Genomic DNA, 15521 nt, shown 5'->3' on the forward strand with positions numbered 1-15521 from the left:
ATCCCATTTGGATTATATAAGGAGGATGGCGATGGAAACCACTTCGAGGAACCCTGTCCCATACAGCAGCCACTCCCAGCCCGACCTCGTCGAGGTCGAACGCCGGTTTGCCGAGTGGCGCCGGCAGCGCGGCAAGAAGCGCGCCCTGATCCCGCAGGAGTTGTGGGAGGCTGCGGTACAGCAATGCAGAGGGCATTCTGTTTCCGAGGTATGCCGCAGACTGAGGCTTTCCTTTACAGAGCTCAAGAAGCGTCTCTCCTCTGATCATGCCACTCCGGAGCTGATCCAGCTGGACACCACCTGCCTCTTCGGCCAATGGGTCGTCGAGTGCGAACGCGCGGATGGCAGCAGGCTGAGGCTCTCGGGCACCGGTCAACCGCCCGATCCTGAAAGCATTCTCGGGCAGTTTCTCTCATGATCCAGATCACTGCCCACATGCGGATCTTGCTGGCAGTGGACCCGGTGGATTTCCGCAAAGGCATCGACGGTTTGGTGGCAGTATGCCGGCAGAAGCTGGCCGTGGATCCATTTAGCGGCACCCTTTTCATCTTTACCAACAAGTCCCGTCAGGCCCTGCGCATCCTGGTTTATGATGGCCAGGGATTTTGGTTGTGCCATAAACGCTTGTCTCGGGGTCGTTTCTTGTGGAAGTTCGGCCCGGGCACCATCCGCGATCTGGCGGCTGCTCAACTCCAACAGCTTTTGTGGAACGCCGATCCGTTCAAAAAAATCCCGGAGGATTTTCGGCGGATAGAAAAAAATCGTATTTGATCACAGGGGGTGCATTTTTCCCTGGCGTCCGAAGCTAAATTTTGCTAGGGTGCTTTGCCAGGAGGGAACAGCACCTTGGCAGAGACCCTGTATCAAATTCGCGGCCGTCAGATCAGAGAGGAAGACCTCTCGTTTATCCGCGATACCATCTCCCGGCATTGGGAACGCGGTCGAACCGCCATTTCCCGAGTGCTGTGTGAGCACTGGGACTGGCGGCAGCCGAACGGGCAACTCAAAGGGATGGCCTGCCGTGCGCTGCTGCTCAAGCTCGAAGAAAAGCAGGTTGTTAATCTCCCCCGGCCTTTGTCCACAACGAATCATCGGAAGCCCCGCAAGGCTGTTCGACGCAGCTATAGCTACGACACCTCGGAGATTCACGGAACGGTCTCCGAGTTTGGCTCTTTGAAAATCGAGATGGTCCGGCGCACCCCGGATGAAGGCCTGTGGGATCACCTGGTCGATAATTACCATTACCTGGGGCGCCCCCGAATCGTCGGTGCATACTTGAAGTACCTGGCCTACCTGGATGGACACCTGGTGGCTTGCCTCGGTTGGGGCTCAGCGGCCTGGAAGGTGGAGTGCCGCGACCGGTTCATCGGTTGGGAGCCTCCTACCAGGGAAGCGAACCTCTACAAGGTCGTCAATAACGTCCGGTTCCTGATTCTGAACTGGGTTTCGGTGAAACACCTGGCCTCGAAGCTTCTGAGCGCCAACATCCGGATGCTTCCCGGGGACTGGCAGGCGTTTTACCGCCATCCCGTTGCCTTGCTCGAAACCTTCGTGGACACCACCCGGTTCCAGGGCACCTGCTACCGGGCAGCCAACTGGGTCTATGCAGGACTGACCAAGGGGCGTGGACGCTACGACCGCTATAACCGCTGCATGGAACCGGTCAAGGCGGTCTACCTCTACCCGCTTGGCAAGCGTTTCCGCGAGGCGCTCCATGGCTGAAACGACTCTTTTTCCCGAAGGGATCGCCTTGACCGAAGAGGGGATGCAGGATGTCCCGCGCTCCGTGCTCATCTATATCAATCTCGCCCTTGTGGAGGAAAACCGCGAACTCCGAAAACGGATCGAACACCTCGAAGCGCGTCTGAACAAGGATTCCTCCAACTCGGATCGGCCGCCGTCCTCGGATCCGCCCTTCAAAAAGAAAAAATCCGGGAAGAAAAAGAAAGGCACCGATCGGCGGAAACTGAGCCATCCGGGGCACCGGCAGGAGATGCTCCCGCCGAAGGAAACCCGAGTCATCCTTCCGGAAATCTGCACCTGCGGCAACCGCGAGTTCCCCGAAACCGAACCGTATTATACGCACCAAGTCATCGAACTGCCCCCGATCGAGCTCGAGGTCATGCACTTCGAACTGCACCGAGGCAGGTGCCCGGTCTGCGGCAAGATGCAAAAGGCCACCGTCCCCAAAGAACACCGGACAGGCTACGGTCCCAGGCTTTCAGCCATGATCGCCGAGATGGCGGGCACCCAGGCAGACAGTCGCTCAACGATTCAAACCTTCTGTGCTTCGGTGCTTGGGTTCCATATCAGCCTGAGCGCCATCCAGAAGATCATCGATCGGGCCTCGGCCGCGATCCAACTCCACTATGAAACGATCGGCCAGGCAGCCAGGCAGGCGCCGGTCAACCACATCGACGAGACCAGCCACCGCCTCAACGGCTTCCTGCAATGGCTGTGGGTCATGGCGGGGCCGGCAGTGGCTTTCTTCATGATCCATTCCAACCGCTCGAAGGAAGCCTTCGAAGCACTGATCAAGGACTGGACCGGCATCCTGGTCTCGGACGGATACGGCGTGTACCGCAAATGGGTCGGACTGCGGCAGACCTGCCTTGCTCATCTGATCCGCAAGGCCAAGGAACTCTCCGAAAGGAAAGACCCGGACATAAAACGTTTCGGTCTCTGGGCAACCCATGAACTCCAACGACTATGTCATATGGCCAAGGATCCCCCCTCCGTCGGAGAGTGGCAGGCCTTTTATGCTCGTTTGATCCGCTTGATCACCCTTCATGAGAAGCGCAAGGATGATGCCGGCAGATTTGCACGCCGTCTTCGCAGGGAGATCGAAAGCCTTTGGACGTTCCTCTCGGAGCAGGGGGTGGATCCCACGAACAATCATGCTGAGCGGATGCTTCGATTCGCCGTGCTGTGGCGCAAATCCAGCCAGGGTACGTCCAGTGAAAAAGGCAACCGCTGGGTGGAGCGTATCCTCTCACTCAGGCAGACCTGCCGGCTTCAGGAAAAGACAACCTTCCCCGTCCTTGTCGATGCCTTGCGCGCCTACTTCCGGGGTCAGGAACCCGACCTCGCCTGGATCGCTCAGCCCACCGCCTGATCCAGATCCTGTGATCGATTACAAAAAATCGACCCATCCCTCAAAAAAGTACTGGCCACAAAAAACGTTCTTTGCTATAAGCAGGGCAACCTTTACCAAGAGGAGGATTACAGAGGTTGCTCATTTGTGGTCGAGACTTCACGCCAACCGATCTGGATTGGATCCGCCGTCAAGTTACCAGCGTGCCAGGATTGAACCGTGCACAGCTCTCACGCATGTTCTGCGAATGGGCCGAGTGGCGAAAGCCCGACGGCGGATTGAAGGACATGAGCTGCCGGGTGGCCCTGCTGCGCCTGTACCGGGCCGGTGTCATCCCGCTTCCAGCGCCAAGGAAAAGGCGCGTCGTGTCCAAACGGATCCAACACACCCTGACAGGAGAACCCCAATCCCCGATCGAGATCGGCCCCGGTCGCATAAGCCTTTCGATCGAGCCGGTCGACCGGAGATCATCCCCACTTTGGAATGAGCTGATCGACCGATACCATTACCTGGGCTATGCCCGCATGGGCGGGGCGCAGATGCGCTTTATGGTCTGGGTCGGACAGCATCTGGTTGCGCTTCTGGGTTTCTCGGCCGCCGCCTGGCGTGTCGCCCCGCGCGACGAGTTCATCGGCTGGAGCGACGATCAGCGTATAGAGAATCTACACCGGGTGATCGACAACAGCCGCTTCCTCATTTTGCCCTGGGTAAAATCTTTCAATCTTGCCTCACAGATCCTTGCGCGCACGGCGCGGTTGCTCCCCGATCGGTGGGAAGAGCGCTACCGTTACCGGCCTTCCCTGCTCGAGACCTTCGTCGAAAAGCAGCGTTTCACCGGCGCCTCGTACAAGGCCGCCAACTGGGTCTGCGTGGGGCAGACGCAGGGGCGAGGCAAGTGGGACCGGAAAAAGGCCTTTGACAAACCGGTCAAGACCATCTGGCTCTATCCGCTCGAGCGCCGGTTCAGGGAGGTCTTGTGCCGATGAAAAAATCACCCAAAAAGCTGGTGATATCCGCCGGCGAGTTCGAAGCGCTCCAGGACCGTATCAAAGAGCGGAACCTGACCGACTCGGACTATGACGTGCTCCTGGGGCTTGCCGAGATGGTGGCGCGCCTGCGGGAGGTCCTTGCCGAGAAAGAAACCTCCATCGGCCGGCTGTGCAAGTACCTGCTGGGGGCCCCGACCGAGACAGCCCGAAACATCCTCAAGGATAAAACCGAACCAGTCCGGAAAAAAGGCGCCAAACCAAAACCCCGGGGGCACGGGAAAAACGGCGCAGGCCAGTACACCGGCGCTGCCAGGGTGCGCATCGAACACCCCGCTCTGAACTCGGGGGACCCCTGCCCAAGCTGTGAGAAGGGTAAACTATACGAGCTGGCCATGCCGTCGGTCTTTGTTCATATCGTTGGAACAGCCCCTCTCAAAGCCACCGTTTATGAACGAATCCGCTTACGCTGCAATCTGTGCGGAGATATCTTCACCCCTGAGCTGCCCGAAGGGATATCCGAGCAAAAATACGACGATTCGGCTACGCCCATGCTGGCGATACTGAAGTATGGCTGCGGCATGCCCTTCAACCGGATCGAGACCCTTCAAAGGAATCTGGGCCAACCTCTGCCCGCCTCCACCCAGTGGGATATCCTCGATACCGCAGCCGTAGCTCTGGCCCCGGTCATGGATGCCATGGTCTCATTCGCCGCGCAGGGCACGCTGCTCCACAATGATGACACCTCCGCGAAGGTGCTCGCTTTCCTCAAAGAGCAGGATCCGGACAGCAAACGCAAAGGGATCTTCACCACAGGGATGGTCACCGAATCCGAGGGCCATCAGGTCGCCATGTTCATGACCGGCAGACAGCATGCCGGGGAAAACCTGCACGACCTGTTGAAACGCCGGGCAACGGGGCTGCCGCCACCGATTCAGATGTGCGATGCCCTGAGCCGGAATGTATCCAAGGACTTTCAGACGATCCTGGCCAACTGCCTCGCCCATGCCCGCAGGAAGTTCGTGGAGCTGGTCGAGCGATTCCCGGACGACTGCGCTCATGTGATCAACGAGCTGGCAACGGTCTATATGCATGAGGCGATCGCCAAAAGCGAAAAGATGTCCCCGGAGGATCGACTGGCTTACCATCGGCTCAACACTGAGCCCGTCATGACAGCTCTCGAGGCGTGGTGCCATCAGCAATTTGCGGAGAAGACCGTGGAGCCCAACTCCGGCTTGGGGAAGGCGATCACCTATCTCCTCAAACACTGGAAGGAACTGACCTGTTTTCTCAGGGTGCCTGGAGCCCCGCTGGACAACAATATCTGCGAAAGGGCCCTGAAGTTCGCCATCCTACACCGGAAAAACTCCCTCTTCTACAAGACGCAACGCGGCGCCTATGTCGGGGATCTCTTCATGAGCCTCATCCACACATGTCAACTTTCAGGCGTCAACCCGCTCGACTACCTCACATGGCTCCTGAAGGATACCAAAGCCCTGCAGTCCTCCCCGCACACCTTCATGCCGTGGCATTACCAGGATCAAAACCGCTAACCCTATCCCGACCGGGGGCCCCTTGGGGCCTCCCGTCCTCCGCTTCATCCTCGCACGCTAAAAATTTTCCACAAGCCGAAAATTTATTGACCTCTGCACGGCTGCCGAAAGGACACGAAAGAAGTGGTTCTTTTGTGGGGCCCCACCGAAGGCTGCCCTTTACCAGCCCTCGGGAGGTGGAGTATCCAGACGCAAAACCACCACAAAGGAGGTCCCACACATGGACGAACAGCAACAAAAAGACATCGCCGTTTTCCGGTTCGGGGTGATCAGCGACTTTTTCTGCCAAAAATTGACCCGGGGAGAGAAAGAGCGGTTGCTCAATGAGAAGTGTTCCCGACAGTGGCAGATCCCCCACTCAGAGCGTACCCGGCTTGCCCGCACCACGATCCTTTCCTGGATCAAGGCGTATCGCGAAGGCCGGCAGAGGCTCGAAGCCCTTTACCCTCAATCCAGAAGCGACCGGGGCATGCCCCGCAGCATCCACGATGAGGCCGCTGCCGTCATCGTCACGCTGCGCAGGCGGATGCCCCGCTGCACCCTCATGGTTCTTCTCTCGGAACTTGAAAACCGCAAGCTTTTGAGGTCGGACGAGCTGCCGAGCTACTCTTCATTGTACCGCTTCCTTAAAAAGGAGAACCTCTTGCACCTCGATCAGTCCGCACCGGTCGATCGGAGAAAGTTCGAGGCCGAATCCCCCAACGACATTTGGCAGGCCGATGCCATGCACGGTCCCATGATCCTCGATGGGGAAAAGCGGCGGAAAACGTACCTCTTCGCTTTCCTCGACGACATGAGCCGACTGATCCCCCACGCTGCCTTCTACTTCAGCGAAAACCTCGAATGCTACCTCGACGCCTTGCGCTCAGCGCTCCTCAAGCGCGGCCTGCCATGCAAACTCTACACCGACAACGGCAGCGCCTTCCGCTCCAAACTCCTCCAGGAAACCACCGCCAGCCTCGGCATCGCGCTGGTTCACTCCCGGCCTTACAAACCCCAGGGTCGGGGCAAAATAGAGCGTTGGTTCCTCACCGTGCAGAAACAGTTCCTCCCCACACTCAGCTCCAACCTCAATCTCAGGGGCCTCAATGAAAAGCTCGAAGAGTGGATCCACTCCGTCTACCATCAACGTCCCCACGGATCCACGGGTCAAAGTCCCATCCAGCGCTTTGCCGAAAAAATGGAGTGCATCCGCCCCGCCCCCAGAAACCTCGAGGACTTCTTCCGTAAGCGTGCCAGGCGAAAGGTCGCCAACGACCGCACCATCGCCCTGAATGGCAAGGTCTATGAGGCGCCTGTTCCCCTCATCGGAAAACAGGTCACGCTCCTTTACCACGACCATGATCCCACCCGGGTTGAAGTGCACCTGGACAACCTCTCCTACGGGTTCCTCACCCCTCTGGATCTGCACGTCAACTGCCGAGTGCGCCGGTCCCGCTCCCAAGACCTCGTCATAGACAGCGCTCCTCCAAAATCCGTCCCATCCGGCCGGTTACCCTTTTCTCTCGCAAAGGAGCCCCGATGAAACCCCATTATCTCAACTTTTTCGGCTTTACTCGTGAACCGTTCGGCTCCGAACTCGAGCTCGATCAGATCCTTCAGACCGCCGAAGTGGTGGCCGTCGCCGAGCGCTTCGATTACACCCTGCGCCTGGGCGCCGTCGCACTGGTGACCGGTGAGGTCGGTGCGGGCAAGTCCACGGCCCTGCGCTGGGCCATCAGCCGTCTTCACCCCTCCGAGTATCGCCCCATCTGGGTGACGGCAACTTCTGGCTCCATCCTCGAGTTGTATCGCCAGCTTTGCTCCGCCCTCGACTGCGATTTGCAGGGCTCTTCCCGCGCCACCCTCCTGCGCATCATCCGCAGGCAGGTCCTCGATCTCGTCCTCAGCCGCAAGCAGACCCCGGTGCTTGTCATCGACGAGGCTTCACTCCTGCGTCTCGAGGTCCTGGCCGAGATCCACACCCTGCTTCAGTTCGAAGCCGACTCCAAACCCTATCTGCCCATGATCCTCGTCGGCCAGAACCATCTGGCCGATCTGCTGACCTATCGCACCTCGCTTCCCCTCTCTTCCCGCATCATCGCCCGCTATCATCTCCAGGGGATCGACCGGGAGACCCTCGGTACCTATCTCCTGCACCACCTCAAGATCACCGGCATCACCCGCCCCCTTTTCTCCGAGCAGGCCCTGACCGCCATCCACCAGGGCTCGGGCGGCATCCTCAGGCGGGCTAACCATCTCGCCCGCGGTGCCCTCATCGCTGCGGCCGCAGAAAAGATCCAGCAGGTCGCCGCCGAACACGTCCGTGTCGCCGCAACCGAACTCCTCTGATCCTCAAAGCCGGGGCTGGTCATCGGCCAGCCCCCCTCTTCACCCCCATGGACGCTGTGCTTAGAAAACTCCACCGCTTCTTTCGCCAAAAATGGCACCTGGCGGTTCTCCATCCGGAAAAAGGACGCTGGATCGTCCAGCCCCATCCCGACCATATCCCTTATCTCAAGGCCCTCGACGCCTCAGGCTGCCACATCCTCCTTCAACCCCTTGAACAATCCCGCTATCTCCTGGCCGATGATCTGTCCTGGGAGAGGGTTTGCCGTCACCATCGCCAACCTGACAACACCTGGAGGCCCGGTCGCATGGTCGTCGAGACCTCCCCTCACAACTTCCAGGTCTGGATCCGTTCTGCCCACCCCTTGGATCTCCACCATAAACGCATCCTCCTCCACATGCTTCACAGCGATCCGGCCGCCGATCCCAACAACCGTTTCGGCAGGTGCCCCGGCTTCCGCAACCGCAAACCCTGCCATCGGACCCCCGACGGGCAATATCCACTCTCTCGCCTCATCTGGGTCGACTACAACTCCTCGGCCATCATCCCGCAGCATCTCTTCCAGGCAATGACTCCGTCTTCCCCTCAACCCTTTCCCCCTCCACCCCCAGGGGGGGCGGTGTGTCTTTCTTCCCCTCCATCTCGCTCCAGATATCTGCGCGCTACCGAATCCGAAACCGACTTCGCCTACGTCCTCGCCCTCCTCAGACGCGGGTACTCCGAACACGCCATCCGCTCCCTCCTCATCGAGCAACGGACCTCCTGGGATCATCACCAGGGCGAACGGAGAAAAAATGCCTGTATCAATAGAACCATCGCCAAGGCCAAGACCATCATCCAAAACAAGTCTGTCCAAATTACCCCGAAAATCACCACCAATCGTCCAGGATAATCAGAAAAAAAACGTCAGATTATTGTGAAAGACGACACCCATTGGCATATGTCTCAATCCCCTCAAGTCGGGGCATTCATTCTGACAAAGCTTTCTGGGGCAATCGGGGAATTGTGCGATACGTCTCAATCCCCTCAAGTCGGGGCATTCATTCTGACCTTACGCCGCGAAGCAGATCCGCCAAGCAGGATACACGTCTCAATCCCCTCAAGTCGGGGCATTCATTCTGACAAAGCTTTCTGGGGCAATCGGGGAATTGTGCGATACGTCTCAATCCCCTCAAGTCGGGGCATTCATTCTGACCTTACGCCGCGAAGCAGATCCGCCAAGCAGGATACACGTCTCAATCCCCTCAAGTCGGGGCATTCATTCTGACGAAGCAGAAGCTCAAGCCGCTCTTAAAGGCGAGGTTAGTCTCAATCCCCTCAAGTCGGGGCATTCATTCTGACTTATAGGATGACCGAGCGGGTAGAGTTTGAGGCCAAAGAGGTCTCAATCCCCTCAAGTCGGGGCATTCATTCTGACCCATAAATTCCATAACTATCCTGATAACTTTGTCTGGTCTCAATCCCCTCAAGTCGGGGCACTCATTCTGACATGAGGAAGGCGATGGAGAAAGCATTAGCATTTAAGAGTCTCAATCCCCTCAAGTCGGGGCATTCATTCTGACTGAGATGAGATATCAATGGACAGTAGGTTGGAAAAATGATGTTGAGTCTCAATCCCCTCAAGTCGGGGCATTCATTCTGACATCCGTCAGGCGCAAACATCGTGTAGCGGATTTTGTCTCAATCCCCTCAAGTCGGGGCATTCATTCTGACTTATCATAAGTGATTGCGGGTCTGCGACTATGGTGCAAGGTCTCAATCCCCTCAAGTCGGGGCATTCATTCTGACGATGATGATCTTGAAACTGTTAAGAGGTGGGAAGGTCTCAATCCCCTCAAGTCGGGGCATTCATTCTGACATTAGCACTCTTTGGCCCGGCCCCGAGGCCTTGTATGTCTCAATCCCCTCAAGTCGGGGCATTCATTCTGACTCAGATCATATTCTTCCAGCCCCGACTCATATCCAGTGTCTCAATCCCCTCAAGTCGGGGCATTCATTCTGACTCAGATCATATTCTTCCAGCCCCGACTCATATCCAGTGTCTCAATCCCCTCAAGTCGGGGCATTCATTCTGACTGCCCTTCGACGTGAAGGACTTCAGTTGCTCCAAGTAGTCTCAATCCCCTCAAGTCGGGGCATTCATTCTGACATTAGCACTCTTTGGCCCGGCCCCGAGGCCTTGTATGTCTCAATCCCCTCAAGTCGGGGCATTCATTCTGACCCTTCATCTCCTAAGCCGGGAGGTGGAGGGCTCTCTTCGGTCTCAATCCCCTCAAGTCGGGGCATTCATTCTGACTCAGATCATATTCTTCCAGCCCCGACTCATATCCAGTGTCTCAATCCCCTCAAGTCGGGGCATTCATTCTGACTGCCCTTCGACGTGAAGGACTTCAGTTGCTCCAAGTAGTCTCAATCCCCTCAAGTCGGGGCATTCATTCTGACACTAGATGAGGAGGTTGAAGATGAGTGGAAGTAGGGCGTCTCAATCCCCTCAAGTCGGGGCATTCATTCTGACTTTTTCTGTAAAAGACTGTAGACAAAATTTTGATGGAGTCTCAATCCCCTCAAGTCGGGGCATTCATTCTGACTGAGAAGATGTTTATTTATAAACTTATGTATTCAGGAGTCTCAATCCCCTCAAGTCGGGGCATTCATTCTGACAGAGATTATCAATATAAATGATTACGCTGATAATTTAAGTCTCAATCCCCTCAAGTCGTGGCATTCATTCTGACTACGCAGTTTACAATTCATTTAGAGACTTGCGTACGTCTCAATCCCCTCAAGTCGGGGCATTCATTCTGACTACGATTGCAGAGCTAAAAGCAATCGTACGCGAAAAGTCTCAATCCCCTCAAGTCGGGGCATTCATTCTGACTATTTTCGATTTAGATATTGAAGATTAGTATTTTAAGTCTCAATCCCCTCAAGTCGGGGCATTCATTCTGACATACGACACCGAAAAAGCTACATTGATCGGGCAGGGCGTCTCAATCCCCTCAAGTCGGGGCATTCATTCTGACAAATTTGCAGATTTTGCGGCAGTGAAAAATACAGATGTCTCAATCCCCTCAAGTCGGGGCATTCATTCTGACCTAATTGCAAACATTGAAAGAAAGAGGGACAAAATGTCTCAATCCCCTCAAGTCGGGGCATTCATTCTGACATGCGCAAGGGCGGGCAGGTTGCAGTGACTGGCGAATTCAGTCTCAATCCCCTCAAGTCGGGGCATTCATTCTGACTGACGCGGGTTGGGGTGCAGCTACGCCAAGCTGGGTGGTCTCAATCCCCTCAAGTCGGGGCATTCATTCTGACTATCATGAGAAACAACGTGCCCGACAACGAAGTGTGGTCTCAATCCCCTCAAGTCGGGGCATTCATTCTGACTTACACCAAAGCAGAGTTGATCGCTCTTTGCCAAGCGTCTCAATCCCCTCAAGTCGGGGCATTCATTCTGACGGAAATAGGAACCCGTCCGACGAGTTCTTCTGGCAAGTCTCAATCCCCTCAAGTCGGGGCATTCATTCTGACCTTACATCCTGGGCAAAAAGAAAAATGTCCAGGTTGAGTCTCAATCCCCTCAAGTCGGGGCATTCATTCTGACAATTTGATTTTTGAAATCGTAAGGGAAGCTTTTTCAGTCTCAATCCCCTCAAGTCGGGGCATTCATTCTGACTTGGTGCGGCCTTCGGAACATTCTGTGACACTATGGAAGTCTCAATCCCCTCAAGTCGGGGCATTCATTCTGACCATATCGTGAATGAGTGCCCTTACATCCTGGGCAAAAGTCTCAATCCCCTCAAGTCGGGGCATTCATTCTGACTAATTAGTTTCAAGTTCCCAACCCTTGGGTTGGAGGAGTCTCAATCCCCTCAAGTCGGGGCATTCATTCTGACAACATTCTGTGACACTATGGAAGTGTCACAAGAACAAGTCTCAATCCCCTCAAGTCGGGGCATTCATTCTGACCTGAAAAGGTTGTTGTTAATAAAAAAGAATACAAAGTGTCTCAATCCCCTCAAGTCGGGGCATTCATTCTGACATACATTAAAAAGAATATTCATCATAAAAGTATAAGCAGTCTCAATCCCCTCAAGTCGGGGCATTCATTCTGACTGGAATTTAAATTCTCGAAAGAAGCTGAGCTCCGGTCTCAATCCCCTCAAGTCGGGGCATTCATTCTGACCAACGTACCACAACAAAACCGTCGCGGCCGTTGATGTTGTCTCAATCCCCTCAAGTCGGGGCATTCATTCTGACTATAATAGGCTTGTTTTTAATTCAGGAGGCTTTATGGTCTCAATCCCCTCAAGTCGGGGCATTCATTCTGACAGATGACTGTCACTATAAGATTGGGAGAAAGAAATAGTCTCAATCCCCTCAAGTCGGGGCATTCATTCTGACGAAAGCGACCGGCTTCATAAGGAACAAGAAAAGAAAGTCTCAATCCCCTCAAGTCGGGGCATTCATTCTGACTCCACTAATGGAAAGAAAATATTCTTTAATCCACTTTGTCTCAATCCCCTCAAGTCGGGGCATTCATTCTGACTTGAGGACATCGGGCCGGGCTGGGGGCGGGTGTCGATGTCTCAATCCCCTCAAGTCGGGGCATTCATTCTGACATCGGGCAAGGAGGACATCATGCCTAGAAACACCGCGTCTCAATCCCCTCAAGTCGGGGCATTCATTCTGACTATGGTGCGATACAAGTGCAAATGCGTCATCAATCCGTCTCAATCCCCTCAAGTCGGGGCATTCATTCTGACATGCTCGGCGCGTCAACGATGGTACCGGCTCACTTGTCTCAATCCCCTCAAGTCGGGGCATTCATTCTGACGCTTGAGGCGCATATCGGGCGAGAGATGGATGAATGGGTCTCAATCCCCTCAAGTCGGGGCATTCATTCTGACGTGGATGTTCAAACTAGGGGGGGAGAGTACTCCTTGTCTCAATCCCCTCAAGTCGGGGCATTCATTCTGACTTTTCATCCGTCGCTGAAGGAAGCGGCGGCAGAGTTGTCTCAATCCCCTCAAGTCGGGGCATTCATTCTGACGAAGGCCGAGGCCGACCGGTACGACCGAGACCGGAAGTCTCAATCCCCTCAAGTCGGGGCATTCATTCTGACGAATGGGGAGGAGGATCGGTCAGAGGATGAGTCCGGGTCTCAATCCCCTCAAGTCGGGGCATTCATTCTGACTGGACGGCTCCTGGCTGCCACTTCAGGGCTCCTATGAGTCTCAATCCCCTCAAGTCGGGGCATTCATTCTGACCAATATTGAATGTGAGAAAGCAATCCATAAACATTATAGGTCTCAATCCCCTCAAGTCGGGGCATTCATTCTGACAATTGTCAGATTCACAAAATAGCAAGTATAATCGCTTGGTCTCAATCCCCTCAAGTCGGGGCATTCATTCTGACCTGAAAACGAGTTTTTGTCTGACACAATTAGTATTAGTCTCAATCCCCTCAAGTCGGGGCATTCATTCTGACAATCACCTTGAAACGCTCTATACTGTTTACAATTCATTGTCTCAATCCCCTCAAGTCGGGGCATTCATTCTGACATAGCGGCATCTGCCTTATGTCCGCTTGCCGATCAAGTCTCAATCCCCTCAAGTCGGGGCATTCATTCTGACCGAAGACGCCCTACGGTGGGAGGGCATTGAATCGGAGTCTCAATCCCCTCAAGTCGGGGCATTCATTCTGACATAGGCGCGAACAATTCTGGTCGATAGCGGCATCTGGTCTCAATCCCCTCAAGTCGGGGCATTCATTCTGACTACTGAGCGACGTCGCATGGAACTGTGGAGGTCTATGTCTCAATCCCCTCAAGTCGGGGCATTCATTCTGACATATGATGGAGGTACACCATGAAACATTATACGCATAGTCTCAATCCCCTCAAGTCGGGGCATTCATTCTGACACTGGGACACGGACACCAACCCCGAAAAACCAGGGTGTCTCAATCCCCTCAAGTCGGGGCATTCATTCTGACTAACACATCCCCCCGCCCCCGGCGGGTAAACCGGGGAATGGTCTCAATCCCCTCAAGTCGGGGCATTCATTCTGACCTGAGCGGCGGCGCATTGAATTATGGGAGTCTGAGGAGTCTCAATCCCCTCAAGTCGGGGCATTCATTCTGACGAATGGGGATACATTTCTACCCGCTCCGGCAGATATGTCTCAATCCCCTCAAGTCGGGGCATTCATTCTGACGAAAACTATGACAGCCACCGAGGTGGCACAACTTCTCGTCTCAATCCCCTCAAGTCGGGGCATTCATTCTGACAGTAGCGCGCGGCAGTTGGAAAACAAATATTATAGGTGTCTCAATCCCCTCAAGTCGGGGCATTCATTCTGACAGATTGGGCCGCACATCGGGCCACGCAGATTAAAAGTCTCAATCCCCTCAAGTCGGGGCATTCATTCTGACACCTCCTCGTATGGACTCGCCAGTGTGTAGCGGCTCAGTCTCAATCCCCTCAAGTCGGGGCATTCATTCTGACAATGAATTGATTAAATAATTAAAAAGACGTACACAAACGTCTCAATCCCCTCAAGTCGGGGCATTCATTCTGACGCCATGGTTGACCGGATTTGTGGGGCGGCCCTCGTAGGTCTCAATCCCCTCAAGTCGGGGCATTCATTCTGACCCCACGGCCGGGGCCCAGATCTCATCCATCTAACGGGGTCTCAATCCCCTCAAGTCGGGGCATTCATTCTGACAGACGAGGCCCTTCCCCCGATCCCGGAAATCCCCCGGTCTCAATCCCCTCAAGTCGGGGCATTCATTCTGACTGACCATGCCGATGGAGCTCGATGGCTTCAAGTATGAGGTCTCAATCCCCTCAAGTCGGGGCATTCATTCTGACAGGAAGAAATGAAGGTATGGACATGGGAAGTTCTGGTCTCAATCCCCTCAAGTCGGGGCATTCATTCTGACTTCCATCCCGCATGGTCGCAGTGCGGGGACTATGTCAAGTCTCAATCCCCTCAAGTCGGGGCATTCATTCTGACTGATGGTTTTCTGGAAGAAAAGGCCCAATATGGGATGGTCTCAATCCCCTCAAGTCGGGGCATTCATTCTGACTTTTGAAATACAGTCTCCGGCTGGCCGATAGCCAATTGTCTCAATCCCCTCAAGTCGGGGCATTCATTCTGACATCGATGGTTGGTGCCCCCGGCACGACGGATCGCTTTTGTCTCAATCCCCTCAAGTCGGGGCATTCATTCTGACTTATCAGCGCAAAAGAAGGGACCGGTGAATGATATTGTCTCAATCCCCTCAAGTCGGGGCATTCATTCTGACATTGCGGTTACTCGGTTTATTAGGCGGCGATGAGTATGGTCTCAATCCCCTCAAGTCGGGGCATTCATTCTGACAAAATGCTTTGGATTTCTGAATGGCTTATCGTGAGGTCTCAATCCCCTCAAGTCGGGGCATTCATTCTGACGCGCGTGCGGAGGTAGTACGTCTTGAAGTTTTTGCTGTCTCAATCCCCTCAAGTCGGGGCATTCATTCTGACTCGAGCCGCTTTTGCCCTTCGTAGCTTCCA

General features: G+C 55.0%; 9 protein-coding genes and 1 CRISPR repeat array (1 of these 10 running past the window's edge). All 9 genes read left to right on the plus strand.

Translation table 11 applies throughout. The features are described from left to right. Window positions 1-31 precede the first annotated feature (31 nt). Complete coding sequence (locus ACZ500_RS09585) at window positions 32-418, plus strand: hypothetical protein (RefSeq protein WP_464227918.1); 387 nt, start codon at window positions 32-34, stop codon at window positions 416-418. Next, window positions 415-771 (plus strand): IS66 family insertion sequence element accessory protein TnpB, encoded by a 357-nt coding sequence (tnpB, locus tag ACZ500_RS09590; RefSeq protein ID WP_464230751.1) that lies wholly within the window; start codon window positions 415-417, stop codon window positions 769-771. The genes ACZ500_RS09585 and tnpB overlap by 4 nt, the downstream gene beginning before the upstream one ends. 75 nt (window positions 772-846) lie before the next feature. Next, window positions 847-1722 carry a Druantia anti-phage system protein DruA gene (locus ACZ500_RS09595; protein WP_464230752.1) on the plus strand — a complete coding sequence of 292 codons (876 nt, stop codon included), beginning with the start codon at window positions 847-849 and terminating at the stop codon, window positions 1720-1722. Next, window positions 1715-3115 carry an IS66 family transposase gene (gene tnpC, locus ACZ500_RS09600; RefSeq protein WP_464230753.1) on the plus strand — a complete coding sequence of 467 codons (1401 nt, stop codon included), beginning with the start codon at window positions 1715-1717 and terminating at the stop codon, window positions 3113-3115. Before ACZ500_RS09595 ends, tnpC (ACZ500_RS09600) begins: the two co-directional genes overlap by 8 nt. A 182-nt stretch (window positions 3116-3297) precedes the next feature. Further along, the gene (locus ACZ500_RS09605; protein ID WP_464230754.1) at window positions 3298-4080 is read left to right on the plus strand and encodes a Druantia anti-phage system protein DruA; all 783 of its coding nucleotides are present in this window, start codon (window positions 3298-3300) and stop codon (window positions 4078-4080) included. Then, on the plus strand, window positions 4077-5633 hold the full coding sequence (gene tnpC / locus ACZ500_RS09610; RefSeq protein WP_464230755.1) for an IS66 family transposase: 1557 nt from the start codon (window positions 4077-4079) through the stop codon (window positions 5631-5633). Before ACZ500_RS09605 ends, tnpC (ACZ500_RS09610) begins: the two co-directional genes overlap by 4 nt. 220 nt (window positions 5634-5853) lie before the next feature. Then, on the plus strand, window positions 5854-7158 hold the full coding sequence (locus tag ACZ500_RS09615; protein WP_464232280.1) for a DDE-type integrase/transposase/recombinase: 1305 nt from the start codon (window positions 5854-5856) through the stop codon (window positions 7156-7158). After that, on the plus strand, window positions 7155-7964 hold the full coding sequence (locus ACZ500_RS09620; RefSeq protein WP_464231356.1) for an ExeA family protein: 810 nt from the start codon (window positions 7155-7157) through the stop codon (window positions 7962-7964). Before ACZ500_RS09615 ends, ACZ500_RS09620 begins: the two co-directional genes overlap by 4 nt. 47 nt (window positions 7965-8011) lie before the next feature. Next, window positions 8012-8854, plus strand: coding sequence for a DNA-primase RepB domain-containing protein (locus ACZ500_RS09625; protein ID WP_464232281.1), 843 nt, complete (start codon window positions 8012-8014; stop codon window positions 8852-8854). 50 nt (window positions 8855-8904) lie between these two features. Continuing rightward, window positions 8905-15521: direct repeats of the CRISPR family, unit length 36 nt; unit sequence GTCTCAATCCCCTCAAGTCGGGGCATTCATTCTGAC; it runs 9229 nt beyond the window's last position.

The organism is Desulfatiglans parachlorophenolica (genome assembly GCF_055394735.1).

Bases quoted from the DNA above. Each gene is read 5' to 3' on its own strand.
- ACZ500_RS09585 (WP_464227918.1), top strand. From the start codon at position 32: ATGGAAACCACTTCGAGGAACCCTGTCCCATACAGCAGCCACTCCCAG.
- tnpB (WP_464230751.1), top strand. From the start codon at position 415: ATGATCCAGATCACTGCCCACATGCGGATCTTGCTGGCAGTGGACCCG.
- tnpC (WP_464230753.1), top strand. From the start codon at position 1,715: ATGGCTGAAACGACTCTTTTTCCCGAAGGGATCGCCTTGACCGAAGAG.
- tnpC (WP_464230755.1), top strand. From the start codon at position 4,077: ATGAAAAAATCACCCAAAAAGCTGGTGATATCCGCCGGCGAGTTCGAA.
- ACZ500_RS09615 (WP_464232280.1), top strand. From the start codon at position 5,854: ATGGACGAACAGCAACAAAAAGACATCGCCGTTTTCCGGTTCGGGGTG.
- ACZ500_RS09620 (WP_464231356.1), top strand. From the start codon at position 7,155: ATGAAACCCCATTATCTCAACTTTTTCGGCTTTACTCGTGAACCGTTC.
- ACZ500_RS09625 (WP_464232281.1), top strand. From the start codon at position 8,012: ATGGACGCTGTGCTTAGAAAACTCCACCGCTTCTTTCGCCAAAAATGG.